Source organism: Kitasatospora sp. NPDC092286 (assembly GCF_044755565.1).
Lineage (GTDB): Bacteria > Actinomycetota > Actinomycetes > Streptomycetales > Streptomycetaceae > Kitasatospora.
This window is the reverse complement of the sequence record NZ_JBIVRD010000035.1, coordinates 30621-46998: the sequence shown is the minus strand read 5'-3', so window position 1 is coordinate 46998 and position 16378 is coordinate 30621. Positions and strand designations below refer to the sequence as shown.

Below are 16378 nucleotides of genomic sequence, written 5' to 3'. Positions count from 1 at the left end.
CCGCGGTGGTCAGCCGGTCGCCGCGCCGGTCGGCCAGTAGCCGGTCGGGCCGACGGCCGGGGGCTGCTGCCGGGGGACGCTGAACTGCTCGCCGGGGGCGGTCCAGAAGCCCTCGCGCAGGGAGAGCGCCATACCGGCCCAGTCGAGGGCGGTCTCCACGGTGTGGTGGAGGGCCTCCTGGGACCAGGTGTCGTCGAAGACCAGCGGCAGGACGGGGGCGACCTGCTCGATGGTGGCGATCAGCGGGTTGTGCGTGATGGCCTCGTCGACCAGCAGGACGATCGGCTTGCGCAGCGCCGAGGCCCAGCCCAGCTCCAGGCTCACTCCGGCGGAGAGCGGCGCCCCGACGTAGGCGAAGACCAGGTCCGCCGACTGCAGCGCCCGGAAGTCGGAGGGCACCCGCGGCTCCGGGGCCCGGCCGGCCACCGTCCAGGCGTCGCTGTGGTGCGCGCTGTACACGGCGGCACCGCTGCGCAGCAGGGTGGTGCGGAGCGTCGTCAGCCGCGTCCGGCTGGCAAGCGTCACGACACTGTCGGCCGGCCCGGTCAGTCGCATCAACGGCGCGGCCAGGAAGACTCGTGCACGCCGGCCCTCGGGGGCCTGGCTGTCGTGGTGGCGCAGGTAGGGCTCGGTCATTGTCGACTCCGGGGGAGTAGTCGGCGAGAGAGGGTCGGTGCCTGACTGGCCTGTGGATATGTGTGGTGCCGTGTCGCGGAAGGCCGGGCCTCGCAGTCGCTGACCTGCAATTGAATGAACACGGGCAAAAATTGCCCAGACCCGTCGACAGCGAACTGATCGTCCATCTGGCGCTGTACTTCGGTCCAGCATCACCAGATGTCATCTCCCTGCATGGCAGCGAGATGACACACTCTCCGACTATCCGTACTGACGTGCAGTAGGTCAGGATCTATTCTGTATCAGCCGTCCTGCCGAGAGTCTGCTGCGTCCTTCTGAAAGGGGTGCTGTCGTGCGCTATGCGCGTCGCCTCGTTGTCTCCGCGGTTCTTTTGGGTTTCGCGTTCTTCCTGGGCGCTTCCACGGATGCGGACAGTGGCTGGCAGAGCACGAACCCCACGACGTCGGCGCTGTCCACCATGGACAGTGGCTGGCAGTAGAAGGACCGCCAATCCTGGTCCGGTCAGTCCGTGGATTCGGAATCGCCTTCTTTTTGGGCGAGCTTCCAGCCCAACTGAAATAGCGTGTCCACGCCGTGGTCCTCGCGCATCTCCGCGATGTGGCGCGCCAGCGTCCGTTCGCTGAGTCCGAGGTTCCTGGCGATGACGCGGTGGCCGATGCCCTGGACCATCAGCCTGACGATCTGACGGCGCAGGCTGGAAAGCACCTGGGGCGGGACTTCCCGGCTTCCCGGGAACGGAATGGCCCGTTCCCAGAGTGCCTCGAAGGTGTGGACCAGATAGCTCACCACCGCGTCGTCCCGGACGAATGCCGCGACGGTCATGTCGTCGCTCGCGGGTATGATCGCGACTTTTCTGTCGATCACGATCATCACGTTGAACGGCTCGTCCAGCGTGCGGACCTGGCTGCCCTCGTGGGTCATCGTCTCGACGTACTCCAGCGTCGGGCTGGAGTACCGCGCGCTCGGCTGGTAGATCGTCCGGATCGTGCCACCGCGCTGGAGCACCCCGAGGTCCCGGTTCATCGCGGTGCGGACCGTCTCCGGCCGCCGCCCGCCGCCGGGCTGAGCGGTCAACAGTTCCTTGGAGCAGCGCTCCACCAGGGCGCCGAGGCGCTGGTTGATGGAGACCTTGCCGCTGATGTACTCGATCCGGCCGCCGGTCTCGACCTGTTTGCCGTGCTCGTTGTAGACGTCCCCGAGGTCCTGCAGCTCGCTGACGAGGTTGGTCGAGCGGGAGAGCAACTGGAGCGCCCGGCGCTGCCAGGTCGCGCTGAGCGTGGTCGACAGCCGGTTGGGGTCGGCGACCACGAGGGATTCCGGGTCGTCCAGATCCGGCACCAGGAGCCCGAGGTCGAGCAGTTCCTGGACCTCCGACTTCGCGGCCTCCTGCTTCGAGGCGGTCAGGCGCCCTTCCGAACGCACGGCGGCCAGGTACAGCGCTCGGGCCGCGTCGGACAGGATCTGCCCCCCGGGTTGGAAGTCGTCCCGGTCGTCGACTGGGTTCACTTTCAGCTCCTTTCCGGCGTCAGACCCCTGGGCCGTGCGCGCACGCCGCCTGAATTCGTACGGATGATATGCAACTCGACGCACAGATCAGGTCGGTGTCCGTTGCGGGGGCCCATCCTGCTCGCTTTGCACTCTCGCAGTAACGCGAGCCGCCGGCCACCCCCCGATCAGGAGGGAAACCGGCGGCGGTGGCCGTTCTGGCCGGTCAGCGCTTGGGACGCCAGACCACCAGGGCGCTCGACTGGGTCGGCGGCTGGTACGGCACGAGATCACGGCGGTAGGACGCGTGGACGGCGGCCTCGCGTTGCTGGAGTGCGCTGGCGGCCCCTTCGAGCGAGTCGGCGAGTTCGGCGATACGGGACTGGAGGGCGGTGACCTGGTTCTCCAGCTCGATGATCCGCTTGATCCCGGCCAGGTTGATGCCCTCGTCCTGGGAGAGCCGCTGGACGTCGCGCAACTGCTGGATGTCCCGGGCGGAGTAGCGCCGGCCGCGGCCCGCGGTGCGGTCGGGGCAGACCAGGCCGAGGCGGTCGTACTGACGCAGGGTCTGCGGGTGCAGGCCGGAGAGCTCGGCGGCGACCGAGATCACGTACACCGGGGTGTCCTCGGTGAGGACGTAGTGCGGGGCCGCGGCGGTACGGCGGGGGCGGGGGCCGCCGCCGGGGAGGCCTTCGCCGATACCGGGGCCGATCGGGCTGTCGGGGGTCATCATCTGGTCGTCACGCTCCCTTCGCCGCCCGGAACAGGGCGGCTCGTGGGTCGTCGGAGGCGGTGGCCTCGCGGTACTGCTCCAGAGCCGTCAGCGCGTCGCCGGTGACGTGCTGCGGCACCACGACCTCCACGGTGACCAGGAGGTCGCCGCGGGTGCCGTCCTTGCGGGTGGCGCCCTTGCCGCGGGCCCGCAGGGTGAGGCCGTTGGCGCTGCCCGGGGGCAGCTTGAGCTTCACCGAGGGACCACCCAGCGTCGGCACCTCGATGGTGCCGCCGAGCGCGGCCTCGGGGAAGGTGACCGGCACCGTCACGGTGAGGTTGTCGGCCTTGCGCCCGAAGACGGGGTGCGAGTCGACGTGGACGGTGACGTAGAGGTCGCCGGGCTGGCCGCCGCGCTCGCCCTGCGCGCCCTTGCCCTTGAGCCGGATGCGCTGGGCGTCCTGGACCCCGGCCGGGATCCGGACCTGCATGGTGCGGGCGGAGCTGGCCCGGCCGCTGCCGTGGCAGTCGGGGCACGGGTCGTCGACGATCATGCCCCGGCCGCGGCAGTCGCGACAGGGCTCGGAGAGGGCGAAGGCGCCCTGACCCCGGCTCACGGTGCCGGCGCCCACGCAGGTCGGGCAGACCCGCGGAGTGGTGCCGGACTTGGCCCCGGTGCCGTTGCAGCCGTGACAGGGGGCCTGACTGGTCATCCGCAGCGGGACGGTCGCGCCGTCCACCGCCTCCTCGAAGGAGAGCGTCACCTCGGTCTCGACGTCGGCGCCGCGCCGCGGCTGGGCCTGCCGGCCGCCGCGGTTGAACAGGCCGCCGAAGACGTCGCCGAGCCCGCCGCTGCCGCCGGGGCCGCCCTGGTTGCCGCTGAACAGGTCGCCGAAGTCGAAGCTGTAGTTGCCGCCGCCGGGGCCGCCGGAGCGGAAACCGCCGTTGGCGAAGAGGGTGCGCGCCTCGTCGTACTCCTTGCGGCGCTTCTCGTCCGACAGGACGTCATAGGCCTCGGAGATGTCCTTGAACCGGTCCTCGGCCTTGGTGTCACCCTTGTTGGCGTCGGGGTGGAACTCGCGCGCCAGCTTGCGGTACGTCTTCTTGATCTCGGTGGCGGAGGCGTCCTTGGGCACGCCGAGGACCTTGTAGTAGTCCTTCTCCACGTAGTCCTTGCCGCTCATGGCTGCCGCCACCTCCCGAAGTCCATAGTCACTGTGCTGTCAATGGCGGGTCTGCCGTCCGTCGACGGAGCGCCCATCGACAAGGCGCTGCGGAGCCGGCCGCCGTACTGGCCGGCGTACGACTCCGCAGCGCACAGGTTGTCAGCTGTCCGCGCCACCGTCGGCCTTGTCCGACTCCGCGGACTTCGCCGATTCGGCGTCCGGCGCGGGGGTGGTCTGGGTGCCCGGCTGGGGCTCCGCGACCGCCACCATCGCCGGGCGGATGATCCGCTCGCCGATCCGGTAGCCGGGCTGGAGGATCTGGACACAGGTGTCCTCGGTGACGTCCGAGGAGTAACTGTGCATCAGCGCCTCGTGCATGGTCGGGTCGAAGGGCTCGCCCTCCTTGCCGAACTGCTGGAGGCCCAGCTTGGCCACGACCGTCTCCAGCGACTCGGCGACGGACTTGAAGCCGCCCGTCACCTCGCCGTGCTCGCGGCCCCGGCCGATGTCGTCCAGGACCGGGATCAGGGACTCCAGGATGTTGGAGACCGCGATCTCACGGACCGTCAGACGGTCCCGCTCGACCCGCTTGCGGTAGTTCTGGTACTCGGCCTGGAGACGCTGGAGGTCGCCGGTCCGCTCGGCCAGCTCCCGCTTGGCCTTGGCCAGCTCGTCCGCGCCACCGGAGGTGTCCCCGGCCGCGGCGGCCTCCTCGGCCGCCTTGATCACGGCCTCCTCGGCGGCGGAGTCGTCGCCGGGCTCAGCACCCTGCGGCTTCTCCGTCATGCCGCACCGCCCTTGGGCTTCTCGTCGTCCACGATCTCGGCGTCGACGACGTCGTCGTCCTTGGCGCCGGCGGCGTCACCGGCCGGGCCGGAGGAGGCGGCGTCGGCGTTGGCGTACAGCGCCTGGCCGAGCTTCTGGGCGGTGGTGGAGACCTTCTCGGAGGCCTCGCGGATGGCCGCGATGTCCTCGCCCTTCAGGGCCTCCTTGAGCTCGCCGATGGCGGTCTCGACCTCGGTCTTGACGTCGGCCGGGAGCTTGTCGGTGTTGTCCGCGATGAACTTCTCGGTCGAGTAGACGAGCTGCTCGGCCTGGTTGCGGGTCTCGACCGACTCGCGGCGCTTGTGGTCCTCCTCCGCGTACTGCTCGGCCTCGCGCATCATGCGCTCGATGTCGTCCTTCGGCAGCGCGGAGCCACCGGTGACGGTCATCTTCTGCTCCTTGCCGGTGCCGAGGTCCTTCGCGCCGACGTGCATGATGCCGTTGGCGTCGATGTCGAAGGTGACCTCGATCTGGGGCAGGCCGCGGGGGGCCGGCGGCAGACCGGTCAGCTCGAACATGCCGAGCTTCTTGTTGTACGCGGCGATCTCGCGCTCGCCCTGGTAGACCTGGATCTGCACGGACGGCTGGTTGTCCTCGGCCGTGGTGAAGATCTCCGAGCGCTTGGTCGGGATCGTGGTGTTGCGCTCGATCAGCTTGGTCATGATGCCGCCCTTGGTCTCGATGCCGAGGGACAGCGGGGTGACGTCGAGCAGCAGGACGTCCTTGACCTCGCCCTTCAGGACACCGGCCTGGAGCGCGGCGCCGATGGCGACGACCTCGTCCGGGTTGACGCCCTTGTTGGCGTCCTTGCCGCCGGTCAGCTCGCGGACGAGCTCGGCGACGGCCGGCATCCGGGTGGAGCCGCCGACCAGGACCACGTGGTCGATCTCGGACAGCGCGATGCCGGCGTCCTTGATCACGTTGTGGAACGGGACCTTGCAGCGCTCCAGCAGGTCGGAGGTGAGCTGCTGGAACTGGGCGCGGGTGAGCTTCTCGTCCAGGTGCAGCGGGCCCTCGGCGGAGGCCGTGATGTAGGGCAGGTTGATCGAGGTCTCGGAGGACGAGGACAGCTCGATCTTGGCCTTCTCGGCGGCCTCGCGCAGACGCTGGAGGGCCATCTTGTCCTTGGACAGGTCGACACCGTGGCCGGCCTGGAAGACCTTCACCAGGTGGTCGACGACCTTCTGGTCCCAGTCGTCACCACCGAGGTGGTTGTCACCGTTGGTGGCCTTCACCTCGACGACCCCGTCGCCGATCTCCAGCAGGGAGACGTCGAAGGTGCCACCGCCGAGGTCGAAGACCAGAATGGTCTGGTCGTCCTTGTCCAGGCCGTAGGCCAGGGCGGCCGCGGTCGGCTCGTTGACGATGCGCAGGACGTTGAGGCCCGCGATCTCACCGGCCTCCTTGGTGGCCTGGCGCTCCGAGTCGGAGAAGTACGCCGGGACGGTGATGACCGCGTCGGTGACGGTCTCGCCCAGGTACGCCTCGGCGTCGCGCTTCAGCTTCTGCAGCACGAAGGCGCTGATCTGCTGCGGGTTGAAGTCCTTGCCGTCCAGGTTGATCTTCCACCCGGTGCCCATGTGGCGCTTGACCGAGCGGATGGTGCGGTCGACGTTGGTGACCGCCTGGCGCTTGGCCACCTCGCCGACCAGAACCTCGCCGTTCTTTGCGAAGGCGACGACGGACGGCGTGGTCCGAGCGCCCTCGGCGTTCGTGATGACGGTGGGCTCGCCACCCTCCAGAACGCTGACGACCGAGTTCGTCGTGCCGAGGTCGATGCCGACCGCGCGTGCCATCGTAAATACCTCCACGGAAGAGTTGAGCTTTACAGGCTCAAGGATGCACGACCCGAGGGGTAGCGTCAACAGCCATGAGTCCAGTTCACTCAACTTTGCTGAGTGGCATCCCGCGTTGAACGGGTTTCGCGTCCCGTGCGCGCCGGGTGCGGACTTACGTGACTGCCGCCATACCTTGAGCGTCTTCTGGGGAAGTGTTGACGAGCGGTAATGTCCGGGCCGTCGGCATGGGAAGTTACCGACCAGTACACTCGCTCGTCAGGACCGCAGCACTCGCCAGGACCGCACTAGGAAAGCCGCAGGAGACGGAGAGCCGATGCAGCTTGCAGCGATCGTCATCTCGCTGGTCACCACTGTGATCGGCACCGCGCTCGCCGCCCGGGCGGCCGCGCACATCTACCGGGTGGTGATGACCGGCCAGCCGGACGCCACCCGGACCGGACAGCCCGTACAGAGGACGAAGACGGTCGCCGTCGAGTTCCTCGGCCACACCCGGATGAACCGCTGGGGCGTCGTCGGCGTCGCCCACTGGTTCGTCGCGGTCGGCTTCTTCAGCCTGGTGCTGACCCTGGTCAACGCCTTCGGACAGCTCTTCGACGCCGAGTGGGTGCTGCCGGTCATCGGCCACTGGCTGCCGTTCGAGGTCTTCACCGAACTGATCGGCACCCTCACCACGCTGGGTATCGCGACCCTGATCGTGATCCGGCTGCTCAGCCTGCCGGGCCGGGCGGGCCGCAAGTCCCGCTTCGCCGGATCGATCGCCTGGCAGGCCTTCTACGTCGAGTACACGATCCTCGGCATCGGCCTCTGCATCATGATCCTGCGCGGCCTGGAGGGCGCCCTGGCGGGCGTCGACTCCTACGACCCGGCGTACCTCGTCTCGTACCCGCTGACCGCCGCCTTCAACGGCCTGGCGCACGGCACCCTGGTCAACCTGGTCTACCTCTTCGCGATGCTGAAGATCTGCATCTCCTTCGCCTGGGCGATCACCATCGGCATCAACCCCTCGATGGGCGTGGCCTGGCACCGCTTCCTGGCGTTCTTCAACATCTTCTTCAAGCGCGAGGAGGACGGTGACGTCGCGCTCGGCGCGCTGCGTCCGATGACCAGCGGCGGCGTCCCGATCGACTTCGAGGACCCGGCCGACGACGCCGTCTTCGGCGTCTCCCAGGTCGAGCACTTCTCCTGGAAGGGCATCCTCGACTTCTCCACCTGCACCGAGTGCGGCCGCTGCCAGTCGCAGTGCCCGGCCTGGAACACCGGCAAGCCGCTCTCGCCCAAGCTGCTGATCATGAGCCTGCGGGAGCACGCCTTCGCCAAGGCGCCCTACCTGCTGGCCGGCGGCGGCAAGGACACCGAGGGCAATGAGACCGGCACCGCCGAGCAGCTGGCCGGCGTCCCGGCCGCCGCCCTGGCCGAGGCCGAGCGCCCGCTGATCGGCACCGCCGAGGAGAACGGCGTCATCGACCCGGACGTCCTCTGGTCCTGCACCACCTGCGGCGCCTGCGTCGAGCAGTGCCCGGTGGACATCGAGCACGTCGACCACATCGTCGACATGCGCCGCTACCAGGTGATGATCGAGTCCTCGTTCCCGACCGAGGCCGGGACGATGCTCAAGAACCTGGAGAACAAGGGCAACCCGTGGGGCATGGCCACCAAGGCCCGCCTGGACTGGGTCAAGGAGCTCAAGAAGGAGACCGGCATCGAGGTGCCGGTGATCGGCGAGGACATCGACCCCGCCGAGGTCGAGTACCTCTACTGGGTCGGCTGCGCCGGGGCCCTGGAGGACCGCGCCAAGAAGACCACCAAGACCTTCGCCGAACTGCTGCACACCGCGGGCGTGCGGTTCGCGATCCTCGGCAAGGAGGAGTCCTGCACCGGCGACTCCGCCCGCCGGCTGGGCAACGAGTTCCTGTTCCAGATGCTCGGCGCGCAGAACGTCGAGACCCTCAACGCCGCGCTGGAGGACGCTCCGAAGAAGCGGATCGTCGCCACCTGCCCGCACTGCTTCAACACCATCGCCAACGAATACCCTCAGCTGGGCGGCCACTTCGAGGTCATCCACCACACCCAGCTGCTGCAGCACCTGATCGACGAGGGCAAGCTCGTCCCGGTGAACCCGGTCGAGGGCCTGATCACCTACCACGACCCCTGCTACCTGGGCCGCCACAACAAGGTCTACAGCCCGCCGCGCGAGATCATGGACAAGGTCCCCGGTCTGCGCCAGCAGGAGATGCACCGTCACAAGGAACGCGGTTTCTGCTGCGGTGCCGGTGGCGCGCGGATGTGGATGGAGGAGCGCATCGGCAAGCGGATCAACACCGAGCGCGTGGACGAGGCGCTGTCGCTCGACCCGGACATCGTCTCCACCGCCTGCCCGTTCTGCCTGGTGATGCTCTCCGACTCGGTCAACGGGAAGAAGAACGAGGGCGCGGCGAAGGAGCACCTGAAGGTCGTGGACGTCGCCCAGCTGCTGCTCGACTCGGTGAAGGCCGCGCCGTCGGCCGAGAACGGGGCCCAGCCGGTCGACGCCTGACAGCCGGCGGGCGGGGCGCCCGTCGGCCGCCGGACACCTGACGGACCCCTGTTCGACAGTTCTGCTACAACCGCCCGGCCCGGCAGGTGCCGCAACGCACCCGCCGGGCCGGGTTTTTCGGGCGCGGGCGGCGCGGGATCCACGGGGCCCGAGCGCCAACCACCCGACCGCCGGACGGGCCCCGTGTCGGAAGCAAATACAGTAGGCGCCAGACCGGTCCCGCGCCGGTCGACCCGTTCCGGCCCTCCGGAGGGGTCCAGACCACCGACGGAGGTATCGGCCCGCCGGGCCGGGCCGAAGAGACCACAAGGGGAACAGCGCAGACCATGACCGAGGCGATCATGCTGGTCGGTGGTAAGGGCACGCGACTGCGTCCGCTGACCACCCACACCCCCAAGCCCATGCTGCCCGTGGCAGGCGTCCCGTTCATCGCGCACCAGCTGGCCCGCGCGGCCGCCGCCGGCGTCACCAGGGTGGTGCTCGCGACGTCCTACCTGGCCGAGGTCTTCGAGGACCACTTCCAGGACGGCACCCCGTACGGCATCGAGCTGGTCTACCTGACCGAGCGCGAGCCCCTCGGCACCGGCGGCGCCATCCGCAACGCCGCCTCCGGACTCACCTGCGGCCCCGACGACCCGGTCCTGGTCTTCAACGGCGACATCCTCTCCGGCGTCGACATCGCCGCCCTGCGCGACGGCCACCTGGCCGCCGGGGCCGATGTCACCCTGCACCTCACCAGGGTCGAGGACCCCCGCGCCTTCGGGCTCGTCCCGACCGACGGGAACGGGCGGGTGCTGGAGTTCCTGGAGAAGCCGGAGACGCCCGAGCAGATCGTCACCGACCAGATCAACGCCGGCTGCTACGTCTTCACCCGGTCGGTCATCGACCGCATCCCGGCCGGCCGGGAGGTGTCCGTCGAGCGCGAGACCTTCCCCGAACTGCTGGCCACCGGCGCGCTGCTGCGCGGCGTCGTGGACACCTCGTACTGGCTGGACCTCGGCACCCCGGCGGCGTTCGTCCGCGGCTCGGCGGACCTGGTGCTCGGCAAGGTCGACTCCCCGGCGGTGCCCGGCCCGACCGGCGACGCCCTGCTGCTGCCCGGCGCGACCGTCCACCCGGGCGCGGTGCTGAGCGGCGGCACGGTGGTCTCCGAGGGCTCCGTGGTCGAGGCCGGCGCGATCGTCGAGGGCAGTGTGATCCTGCCCGGCGCGGTCATCGGCCCGGACACCCTGGTCAAGGACTCCATCGTCGGCGCGTACGCCACCGTCGGCGACCGCTCGGCGCTGGACGGCGCGGTGATCGGCGACGGCGCGATCGTCGAGTCGGACAACGAGCTGCCGAACGGCGTCCGGATCGCCTGCGGCACGCTGCTGCCGGTCGGCGCCGTCCGGACCTCGGCCGGCCCCGGCGGCTGCCCGGCGGGCGCCTCGGCCGCGGCGGCGGTGCACGCGCCGGCGGTGACCGCCCAGCGGTAGGGCTCCGGCGGGCGGGTGCCGGGTGCCGGGTGCGTCCGTCGTCACAGGCTCGCTGCAAACCGGCACCGGCTCTGTGCGCGGCCTCCACGGGCGCGGCCGGGCGGGTACCGTCGGAACGTGGCTGGTAATCGATACGACAGCGGTCAGGGCGCCGACGCCCCCGGCGGGTGGTCGGCTCCTCCGCCTTCGGCGGGGGCGCCCGGGGGGTACGGGCAGACGGACGGGCCGGAGTACTTCACGGCCCCGCACGCGGCGGTGAACGGCGCGCCGGGTGACGTACCGGGTGGCATACCGGGGGGCGCGGCCGGCGGTCACGACCGCTACGCCGCCGACCGGCCCGGCAACACCCGGGCGTTCCCGGTCGGCACCGACCCGTACGCGGGCGAGCCGTACGCGGGTACGCCGTACGCCGGGGACCCGCACGCGGGCGCGCCGTACCAGGGCTACCCGCCGGAGTACGGCCAGGAATACAGCCCGGAGTACCCCCAGGCCCCCTACCAGGCGGGCTACCAGGAACAGGGCCAGGGCAACGTCGGCGTCTACCGGGCCGGCGGTCAGTCCGCCCCGCACGCGGCAGGCCCGCGCCCGCACTGGCGCGAGCTGCTGGTCGGTATCCTCCGCACCCCGACCGCGACCTTCGACCGCACCCGCGACCACCAGGTCTGGCTGCCCGCGCTCACCGTCTCACTGCTGTACGGCGTGCTCGCCGTGCTCGGCATCGGCATGACCCACGACGACGTGGTCGACTCGACCTTCACCGTCGCGATCACCGCCATGGTCGCCGCCGCGGTCGCCTTCACCCTGGCCGGCGCGACGCTCGGCGCCGTGACGTACGCGCTGGCCCGCCAGTTCGGCGGCGACGGCCCGTGGAAGTCGACGGTCGGCCTCGCGGTCCTGATCGGCTGGACGACGGACGCACCCCGGCTGCTGCTGGCCCTCTTCCTGCCGTCCGACAACCTGGTGGTCCAGGTCGTCGGCTGGGCCACCTGGCTGCTCTGCGCCGTGCTGCTGACCACCATGGTGCGCCGGGTGCACGACCTGCCCTGGGGCAAGGCGGCCGGCGCGGCCGCGCTGCAGCTGGCGGCGCTGCTGGTGCTGATCAAGCTGCCGACCCTGGGCTGACCAGGGCCGGTCCCCGACCGGCCGGGGGAGAATGGTCGACGGGCCCCGCCTCGGGGCCCGTTCCGCTTTCCCTCCCTCTGCCCCTTCCTTCCCCCACCCTCACCTTCACCGCTCGGAGCCAGGCATGACCCTCCCCACCACCCACGTCAGCTTCCCGGCCGGGGCGGTGACCGGCGAGTCACCGGTGCTCGCGGTGCATCCGCTCGCCGACGGCCGCTACGCGGTCGTCACCGCGGCGACCCCGTTCCACCCGCTCGACCACACCTGGCCCGACCAGTCCGCCGACCTCGGCACCCTCACCGTGGACGGCACCGAGCTGCCCGTCGTCGACTGCCTGACGGGCGCCGTCGGCCCGGACGGCGGCGCGCCGCTGGTCGGCGGCGACATCCCGGTCCGCCGCGGCGACGAGGAGTGGTCCTGGCTGGTGCTGCACGTGGTCGAGGGCGACCCGGGCGACCTCGTCGGCCGGCCGGCCGCCCTCACCGTCGACCCCGAGCGCCGGGCCGCCCTCTGTGCCTCGCACAGCGGCTGCCACCTGCTCGCCCTCGCCCTGAACGCCGCGCTCGCCCCGCGCTGGCGCAAGGACCCGGGCCGCTCCGACGCCTTCGGCCACCCGGACTTCGACAGCCTCGCGATGGCCACCTCCGTGATGGACACCGAGGCGAGCACCGACACCTACCGGCTCGGCAAGTCGCTGCGGAAGAAGGGCTTCACCACCGAGGCGACCGACGACCTCCCCGCCCTCGCCGACGCCCTGCCCGCCCTCACCGAGGCCGTCAACCAGCAGCTCGCCGCCTGGGTCGCCGCCGACGCCCCGGTCCGCATCGAGGTCCCCGGCCCCGAGCTGACCGCCCGCCGCCAGTGGCACTGCGAGCTGCCCGAGGGCCCGGCGCGGATCTTCTGCGGCGGCACCCACCTGCACCACCTCGGCGAGCTGGCCGAACTCCGCACCGAGCTGCGCCTGTCCGAGGACGGCAGCGAACTGGTCGCCGTCACCCGCCCCAAGCGCGCCTGAAACGACGCCGCGGGCGGTCACCCCTCACCGAGAGGGGTGACCGCCCGCTGTGCGTGCGCTCCGTGTTCCGGCGTCCTCAGACCTGCGTACGGTGGAAGTTCAGGTACGAGCGGGACGGCGTCGGGCCGCGCTGCCCCTGGTAGCGCGAGCCGTACCGCTCGGAGCCGTACGGGTGCTCGGACGGCGAGGAGAGCCGGAACAGGCAGAGCTGCCCGATCTTCATCCCCGGGTACAGCTTGATCGGCAGCGTCGCGACGTTCGACAGCTCCAGCGTGACGTGCCCGCTGAAGCCGGGGTCGATGAAGCCGGCCGTGGAGTGCGTCAGCAGGCCGAGCCGGCCGAGGCTGGACTTGCCCTCCAGCCGGGAGGCGACGTCCTCCGGCAGCGTGATGACCTCGTACGTCGACGCCAGCACGAACTCGCCCGGGTGCAGGATGAACGCGTCGTCGCCCTCCGGCTCGACCAGCCGGGTCAGGTCCGGCTGCTCCTCGGAGGGGTCGATGTGCGGGTAGCGGTGGTTCTCGAACACGCGAAAGAAGCGGTCCAGTCGCACATCGATACTGGAGGGCTGGACCATCGCGGGGTCGAACGGGTCGATCATGACCCGGCCCTTGTCGATCTCGGCCCGAATGTCCTTGTCAGAGAGCAGCACGCTTCGAGGTTACGTGCACGACGCGGCCCCGGACGAATCGCCCGGGGCCCGTTCCGTCCTCGTGCCGCCCGTCAGGCCAGGAACTCCGCGGCCTCCAGCCGCATCGCCCGGGCCAGTTGCGGCGCCGACAGCTCCCGTACATCGGCCAGCACCGAACTCCTCAGCCGTCCACACTGCGGACAGCGGATCAGCCTGCCGGGCCCCAGCCGGCCGGGCCCGAGGTTCTGCATCGGGAACGTGGTGGTGCTGAACAGGTGCCCCTCGGCACAACGAACGACGGCGCGCTGCTCCATCGGTCCCCTTCCCATCCTTACCCCAGTACTCACCCGTACTCATCGTGCCCCGAACGGCGGAGCCCCCGGGACGACGTCACATTAGGGGATGTTCCGGACATTCCACACCGCGGCTCGCCGCCCCGAAGTCCACCCACCGGAGCACTCTCACGCGGCCCACACAGTACGCCCCCCACCGCACCTCCCGCGGCTCCGCCACGTCCCCCCGCCACCTGTGCAACGGGCGTCACGGATGGGGTACAGTGATGCTGGATCGAGCGGTCTCTGACAGCTCATCAGGCGGGCGTAGTTTAATGGTAGAACATGAGCTTCCCAAGCTTATAGCGCGAGTTCGATTCTCGTCGCCCGCTCCATACCGAAAGCCCCAGGTCAACGACCTAGGGCTTTCATGTTGTCTGGACCAATCAGGGCTGCCGTGCCACCTGCGTGAGCCGACCGTTTCGGCGAGCGGATGCGTGTAAGTGCGCCCACTGTCGTGGGAGTGAGGTCTGCTTCGGCCCATGACTTCGCGTGATGGTCCCTGTGAAATCGAATGGCATTTCTTTCGGGAAAGGTTCCCGGCCCGCAGCGCGGCAGGATGGCGGAGGGTGATCGGGGCGGCACCCCGGGAGCTTCCCTTGACCGGATGCGGTTGCGGTTGTCCCGCCTTCTTGTCGGAGACGGAGCCGAACGCTGCCAGGCCTCTACCGCTCACCGGCGGGGGTCACCATGGCCGCCGGAAAGATCACGCGGCCGAACGGCGACACGGCGAGGCCTGAGGCGCTGTCCGAGTGGTTGATGGCGGCCAGCTCGTCCCATGCAGCTCGGGTGCGTTCGTGGAGAGTCGGCAGGCGGTCGGCGTGTATCGCGCCGAGGGAGCGGCTTGCTGCCAGTTCTCTGTGTCTCCACTGGCCGTCCCGTTGCCGCCGCCGGCTGTTGAGAGGTGGACGCATCAGAAGCTGTGTCTGGTGTTCGAGTACCAGACCGCAGACCCTGGGACCGAGCTCTTCCGCCTGTTCCTGTTCTCTGGGTGGCAGTTGGCCGAGCAGGTTCGGCCACTGCACGACGATCACACGTTCCCAGATCTCGGGAGGGACGGTGTTCGCAAGATGGTGGCTCTCACCCACGGGGAGATCGCGCAGGCGGCGGTCGCCCTGCTCGGTCTGGCCCACGTAGGTCGGCCCCGTTCCCGCCAGGTACACGCCGTAGAGGACAGGTCCGGTTATGGCCGGCTGTCCTGACGTTTCGGTGACGAGCAACTCGCCGATGCGATGGGCGAACCTGTAGCGCTGGTCCTGCCACTCCTCGAGCTCCGGCGCGCCGCGAGTCAGGATCTTGAGCGCCCCGTGCCAGCTTGCGTATGCATCCCCGAGCTCCGTAGCCATGGGCCCATTCTTTCGTACCCCTTGGGACGGCATCGGCGGCGCTGCTCGGTGCCGCGCTCGGTGTGGCCAGAAGGGTGGGAGAGGGAGAGTGCGGAGGCGGTCGGGGCGGCGAGGAGGTTGATCTCGGTGATGCGGTCGTTGGCGATGGCGAGGGCCATGACGGAGAAGACCTGGCCGTTGGGGGCGGTGACGAGGCGGGCCGAGCATCCGGTAGGCCGCGGACCGCGGATGGGGGCGGTGCTGCTCGAACCGCCGGGCCAGGGAGTCGTGTTCGTTCATCGGGGCGCGTCGCCTTCCGTTGTGGGGCTCCGCCTGCCGTGCGGTGGTGTCGGGGGTGGCGATAGGTCAGTGCGGGGCGGCGGCGGTGGGTCGGACGTCCCTTGAGTGGATCGGGCGGCGGGAATGTGACGGCACAGGGGGTGAATGTGGCGCAGGTCACCCGGGGTGGGCGGGCCGGAGGGGCGTGGAACTGCGGTGCCCGGCGCGTCGTCCAAGAGGTGACGGAATCCCTGCCCGGGTCGAACGCCGGGAGGACTACGGAGGGCTCTGTGCAGCCAGGTGGTGCCGAACTGAACGTCTGGCTCTCGGGTGGCCGCCCCGACCGGGTTCCGGCGGTGCCCGGCGCCCGCTCCGCGCCCGGCGTGACCGCCGACCAGGCGGCCGCCGCCGAGCGGTGCGAGGCGCTGCTGCGGGACACGCTGGACGGCGTCCGGCCGGAGCCGGCCTGGCGGCACGGGGTGGCCCGGGCGGGTGCGCGGCTGCCGATGCCCGGGGCCGGCCCGGACGACGCGGACGTCCACTGGTACGTCACCCGCAGCCGGGACATCGTCACGATCGTCTCGGCGGCCCGGCGGGGCGCGCTGGTCGGCATGGTGGAGCGGCACTGGCGGCGCTGCGGCTGGACCGTCACCTCGGTGAACGTCGGCCGGGAGCTGCCCGGGGTCGCCGCGGTCACCCCGGACGGCTACCAACTCGCGCTGGTCTTCGGCGATCTGGGCCAGGCCGGGCTGACGGCCGGTTCGCCGGGGGTGGCCCGTTCGGAGTGGGTGCCGTACCCGCACGGCGTGCCCGTGGCCCCGGGCGGGGCGCCATTGCCCGACGTGTGCTGCCCGTTCTGGAGTGCCATGGGAGCGGGATAGCGCGGGCGGGCGGGAGACGGCGCGGGGCGGGGGAGGTGGGGGGGGGGGGCCCCCCCCCCCCCCCCCCCCCCCCCCCCCCCCCCCCCCCGCCCCCCCCCCCCCGGGGCGGGTTTTTTTTACCAAGCCCGCCCCCCCCCCGCAAAGAGAGGGAGACCCCCACCCA

The 16378-nt window shown here is 70.5% G+C and carries 13 protein-coding genes, 1 tRNA gene and 1 pseudogene; 6 read left to right on the top strand and 9 right to left on the bottom strand.

The genetic code is table 11. From position 1 onward, the window contains the following. Positions 1-9 precede the first annotated feature (9 nt). From ACIQIB_RS29345 to dnaK, 6 genes are all read right to left on the bottom strand, one after another. Positions 10-636 carry a hypothetical protein gene (locus ACIQIB_RS29345; RefSeq protein ID WP_363603814.1) on the bottom strand — a complete coding sequence of 209 codons (627 nt, stop codon included), beginning with the start codon at positions 634-636 and terminating at the stop codon, positions 10-12. A 501-nt stretch (positions 637-1137) separates the two neighbouring features. Then, positions 1138-2142: a hypothetical protein gene (locus tag ACIQIB_RS29340; RefSeq protein WP_363603815.1), complete on the bottom strand. Its 1005-nt coding sequence runs from the start codon at positions 2140-2142 to the stop codon at positions 1138-1140. A 205-nt stretch (positions 2143-2347) separates the two neighbouring features. Next, the gene (locus ACIQIB_RS29335; protein WP_363603817.1) at positions 2348-2854 is read right to left on the bottom strand and encodes a heat shock protein transcriptional repressor HspR; all 507 of its coding nucleotides are present in this window, start codon (positions 2852-2854) and stop codon (positions 2348-2350) included. A gap of 7 nt (positions 2855-2861) precedes the next feature. Next, entirely contained in the window at positions 2862-4016 is a 1155-nt protein-coding gene (dnaJ, locus tag ACIQIB_RS29330) for a molecular chaperone DnaJ (protein WP_400658313.1), read from the bottom strand. 141 nt (positions 4017-4157) lie between these two features. Beyond that, the gene (grpE, locus tag ACIQIB_RS29325; RefSeq protein WP_363603820.1) at positions 4158-4784 is read right to left on the bottom strand and encodes a nucleotide exchange factor GrpE; all 627 of its coding nucleotides are present in this window, start codon (positions 4782-4784) and stop codon (positions 4158-4160) included. Then, entirely contained in the window at positions 4781-6619 is a 1839-nt protein-coding gene (gene dnaK, locus ACIQIB_RS29320; RefSeq protein ID WP_363603821.1) for a molecular chaperone DnaK, read from the bottom strand. The genes grpE and dnaK overlap by 4 nt, the downstream gene beginning before the upstream one ends. Before the next feature lie 316 nt (positions 6620-6935). Between dnaK and ACIQIB_RS29315 the strand changes: the two genes are divergently transcribed. The 4 genes and pseudogenes from ACIQIB_RS29315 to ACIQIB_RS29300 all read left to right on the top strand — a co-directional run bounded on the left by ACIQIB_RS29315 (position 6936) and on the right by ACIQIB_RS29300 (position 12767). Continuing rightward, positions 6936-9155 carry a (Fe-S)-binding protein gene (locus tag ACIQIB_RS29315; protein WP_400761651.1) on the top strand — a complete coding sequence of 740 codons (2220 nt, stop codon included), beginning with the start codon at positions 6936-6938 and terminating at the stop codon, positions 9153-9155. 326 nt (positions 9156-9481) lie between these two features. Beyond that, positions 9482-10555 (top strand): annotated as a pseudogene (locus tag ACIQIB_RS29310) (sugar phosphate nucleotidyltransferase); the annotation flags it as partial. Positions 10556-10747: 192 nt separating this feature from the next. After that, positions 10748-11752: a YIP1 family protein gene (locus ACIQIB_RS29305; RefSeq protein ID WP_400761648.1), complete on the top strand. Its 1005-nt coding sequence runs from the start codon at positions 10748-10750 to the stop codon at positions 11750-11752. 124 nt (positions 11753-11876) lie between these two features. Then, the gene (locus tag ACIQIB_RS29300) at positions 11877-12767 is read left to right on the top strand and encodes a metal-dependent hydrolase (protein ID WP_400761645.1); all 891 of its coding nucleotides are present in this window, start codon (positions 11877-11879) and stop codon (positions 12765-12767) included. A 76-nt stretch (positions 12768-12843) separates the two neighbouring features. Here the strand turns inward: ACIQIB_RS29300 and dcd are convergent, their stop codons facing one another. Beyond that, complete coding sequence (dcd, locus tag ACIQIB_RS29295) at positions 12844-13419, bottom strand: dCTP deaminase (protein ID WP_363603826.1); 576 nt, start codon at positions 13417-13419, stop codon at positions 12844-12846. Between the two features lie 71 nt (positions 13420-13490). Continuing rightward, positions 13491-13712: a hypothetical protein gene (locus ACIQIB_RS29290; RefSeq protein WP_363603827.1), complete on the bottom strand. Its 222-nt coding sequence runs from the start codon at positions 13710-13712 to the stop codon at positions 13491-13493. A 279-nt stretch (positions 13713-13991) separates the two neighbouring features. Between ACIQIB_RS29290 and ACIQIB_RS29285 the strand changes: the two genes are divergently transcribed. Then, positions 13992-14065: transfer RNA gene (locus ACIQIB_RS29285), tRNA-Gly, on the top strand. 330 nt (positions 14066-14395) lie between these two features. Here ACIQIB_RS29285 and ACIQIB_RS29280 read toward each other — a convergent pair. After that, on the bottom strand, positions 14396-15076 hold the full coding sequence (locus ACIQIB_RS29280; RefSeq protein ID WP_400761642.1) for a hypothetical protein: 681 nt from the start codon (positions 15074-15076) through the stop codon (positions 14396-14398). Positions 15077-15624: 548 nt separating this feature from the next. Between ACIQIB_RS29280 and ACIQIB_RS29275 the strand changes: the two genes are divergently transcribed. Further along, complete coding sequence (locus ACIQIB_RS29275; RefSeq protein WP_363603866.1) at positions 15625-16215, top strand: hypothetical protein; 591 nt, start codon at positions 15625-15627, stop codon at positions 16213-16215. Positions 16216-16378 lie beyond the last annotated feature (163 nt).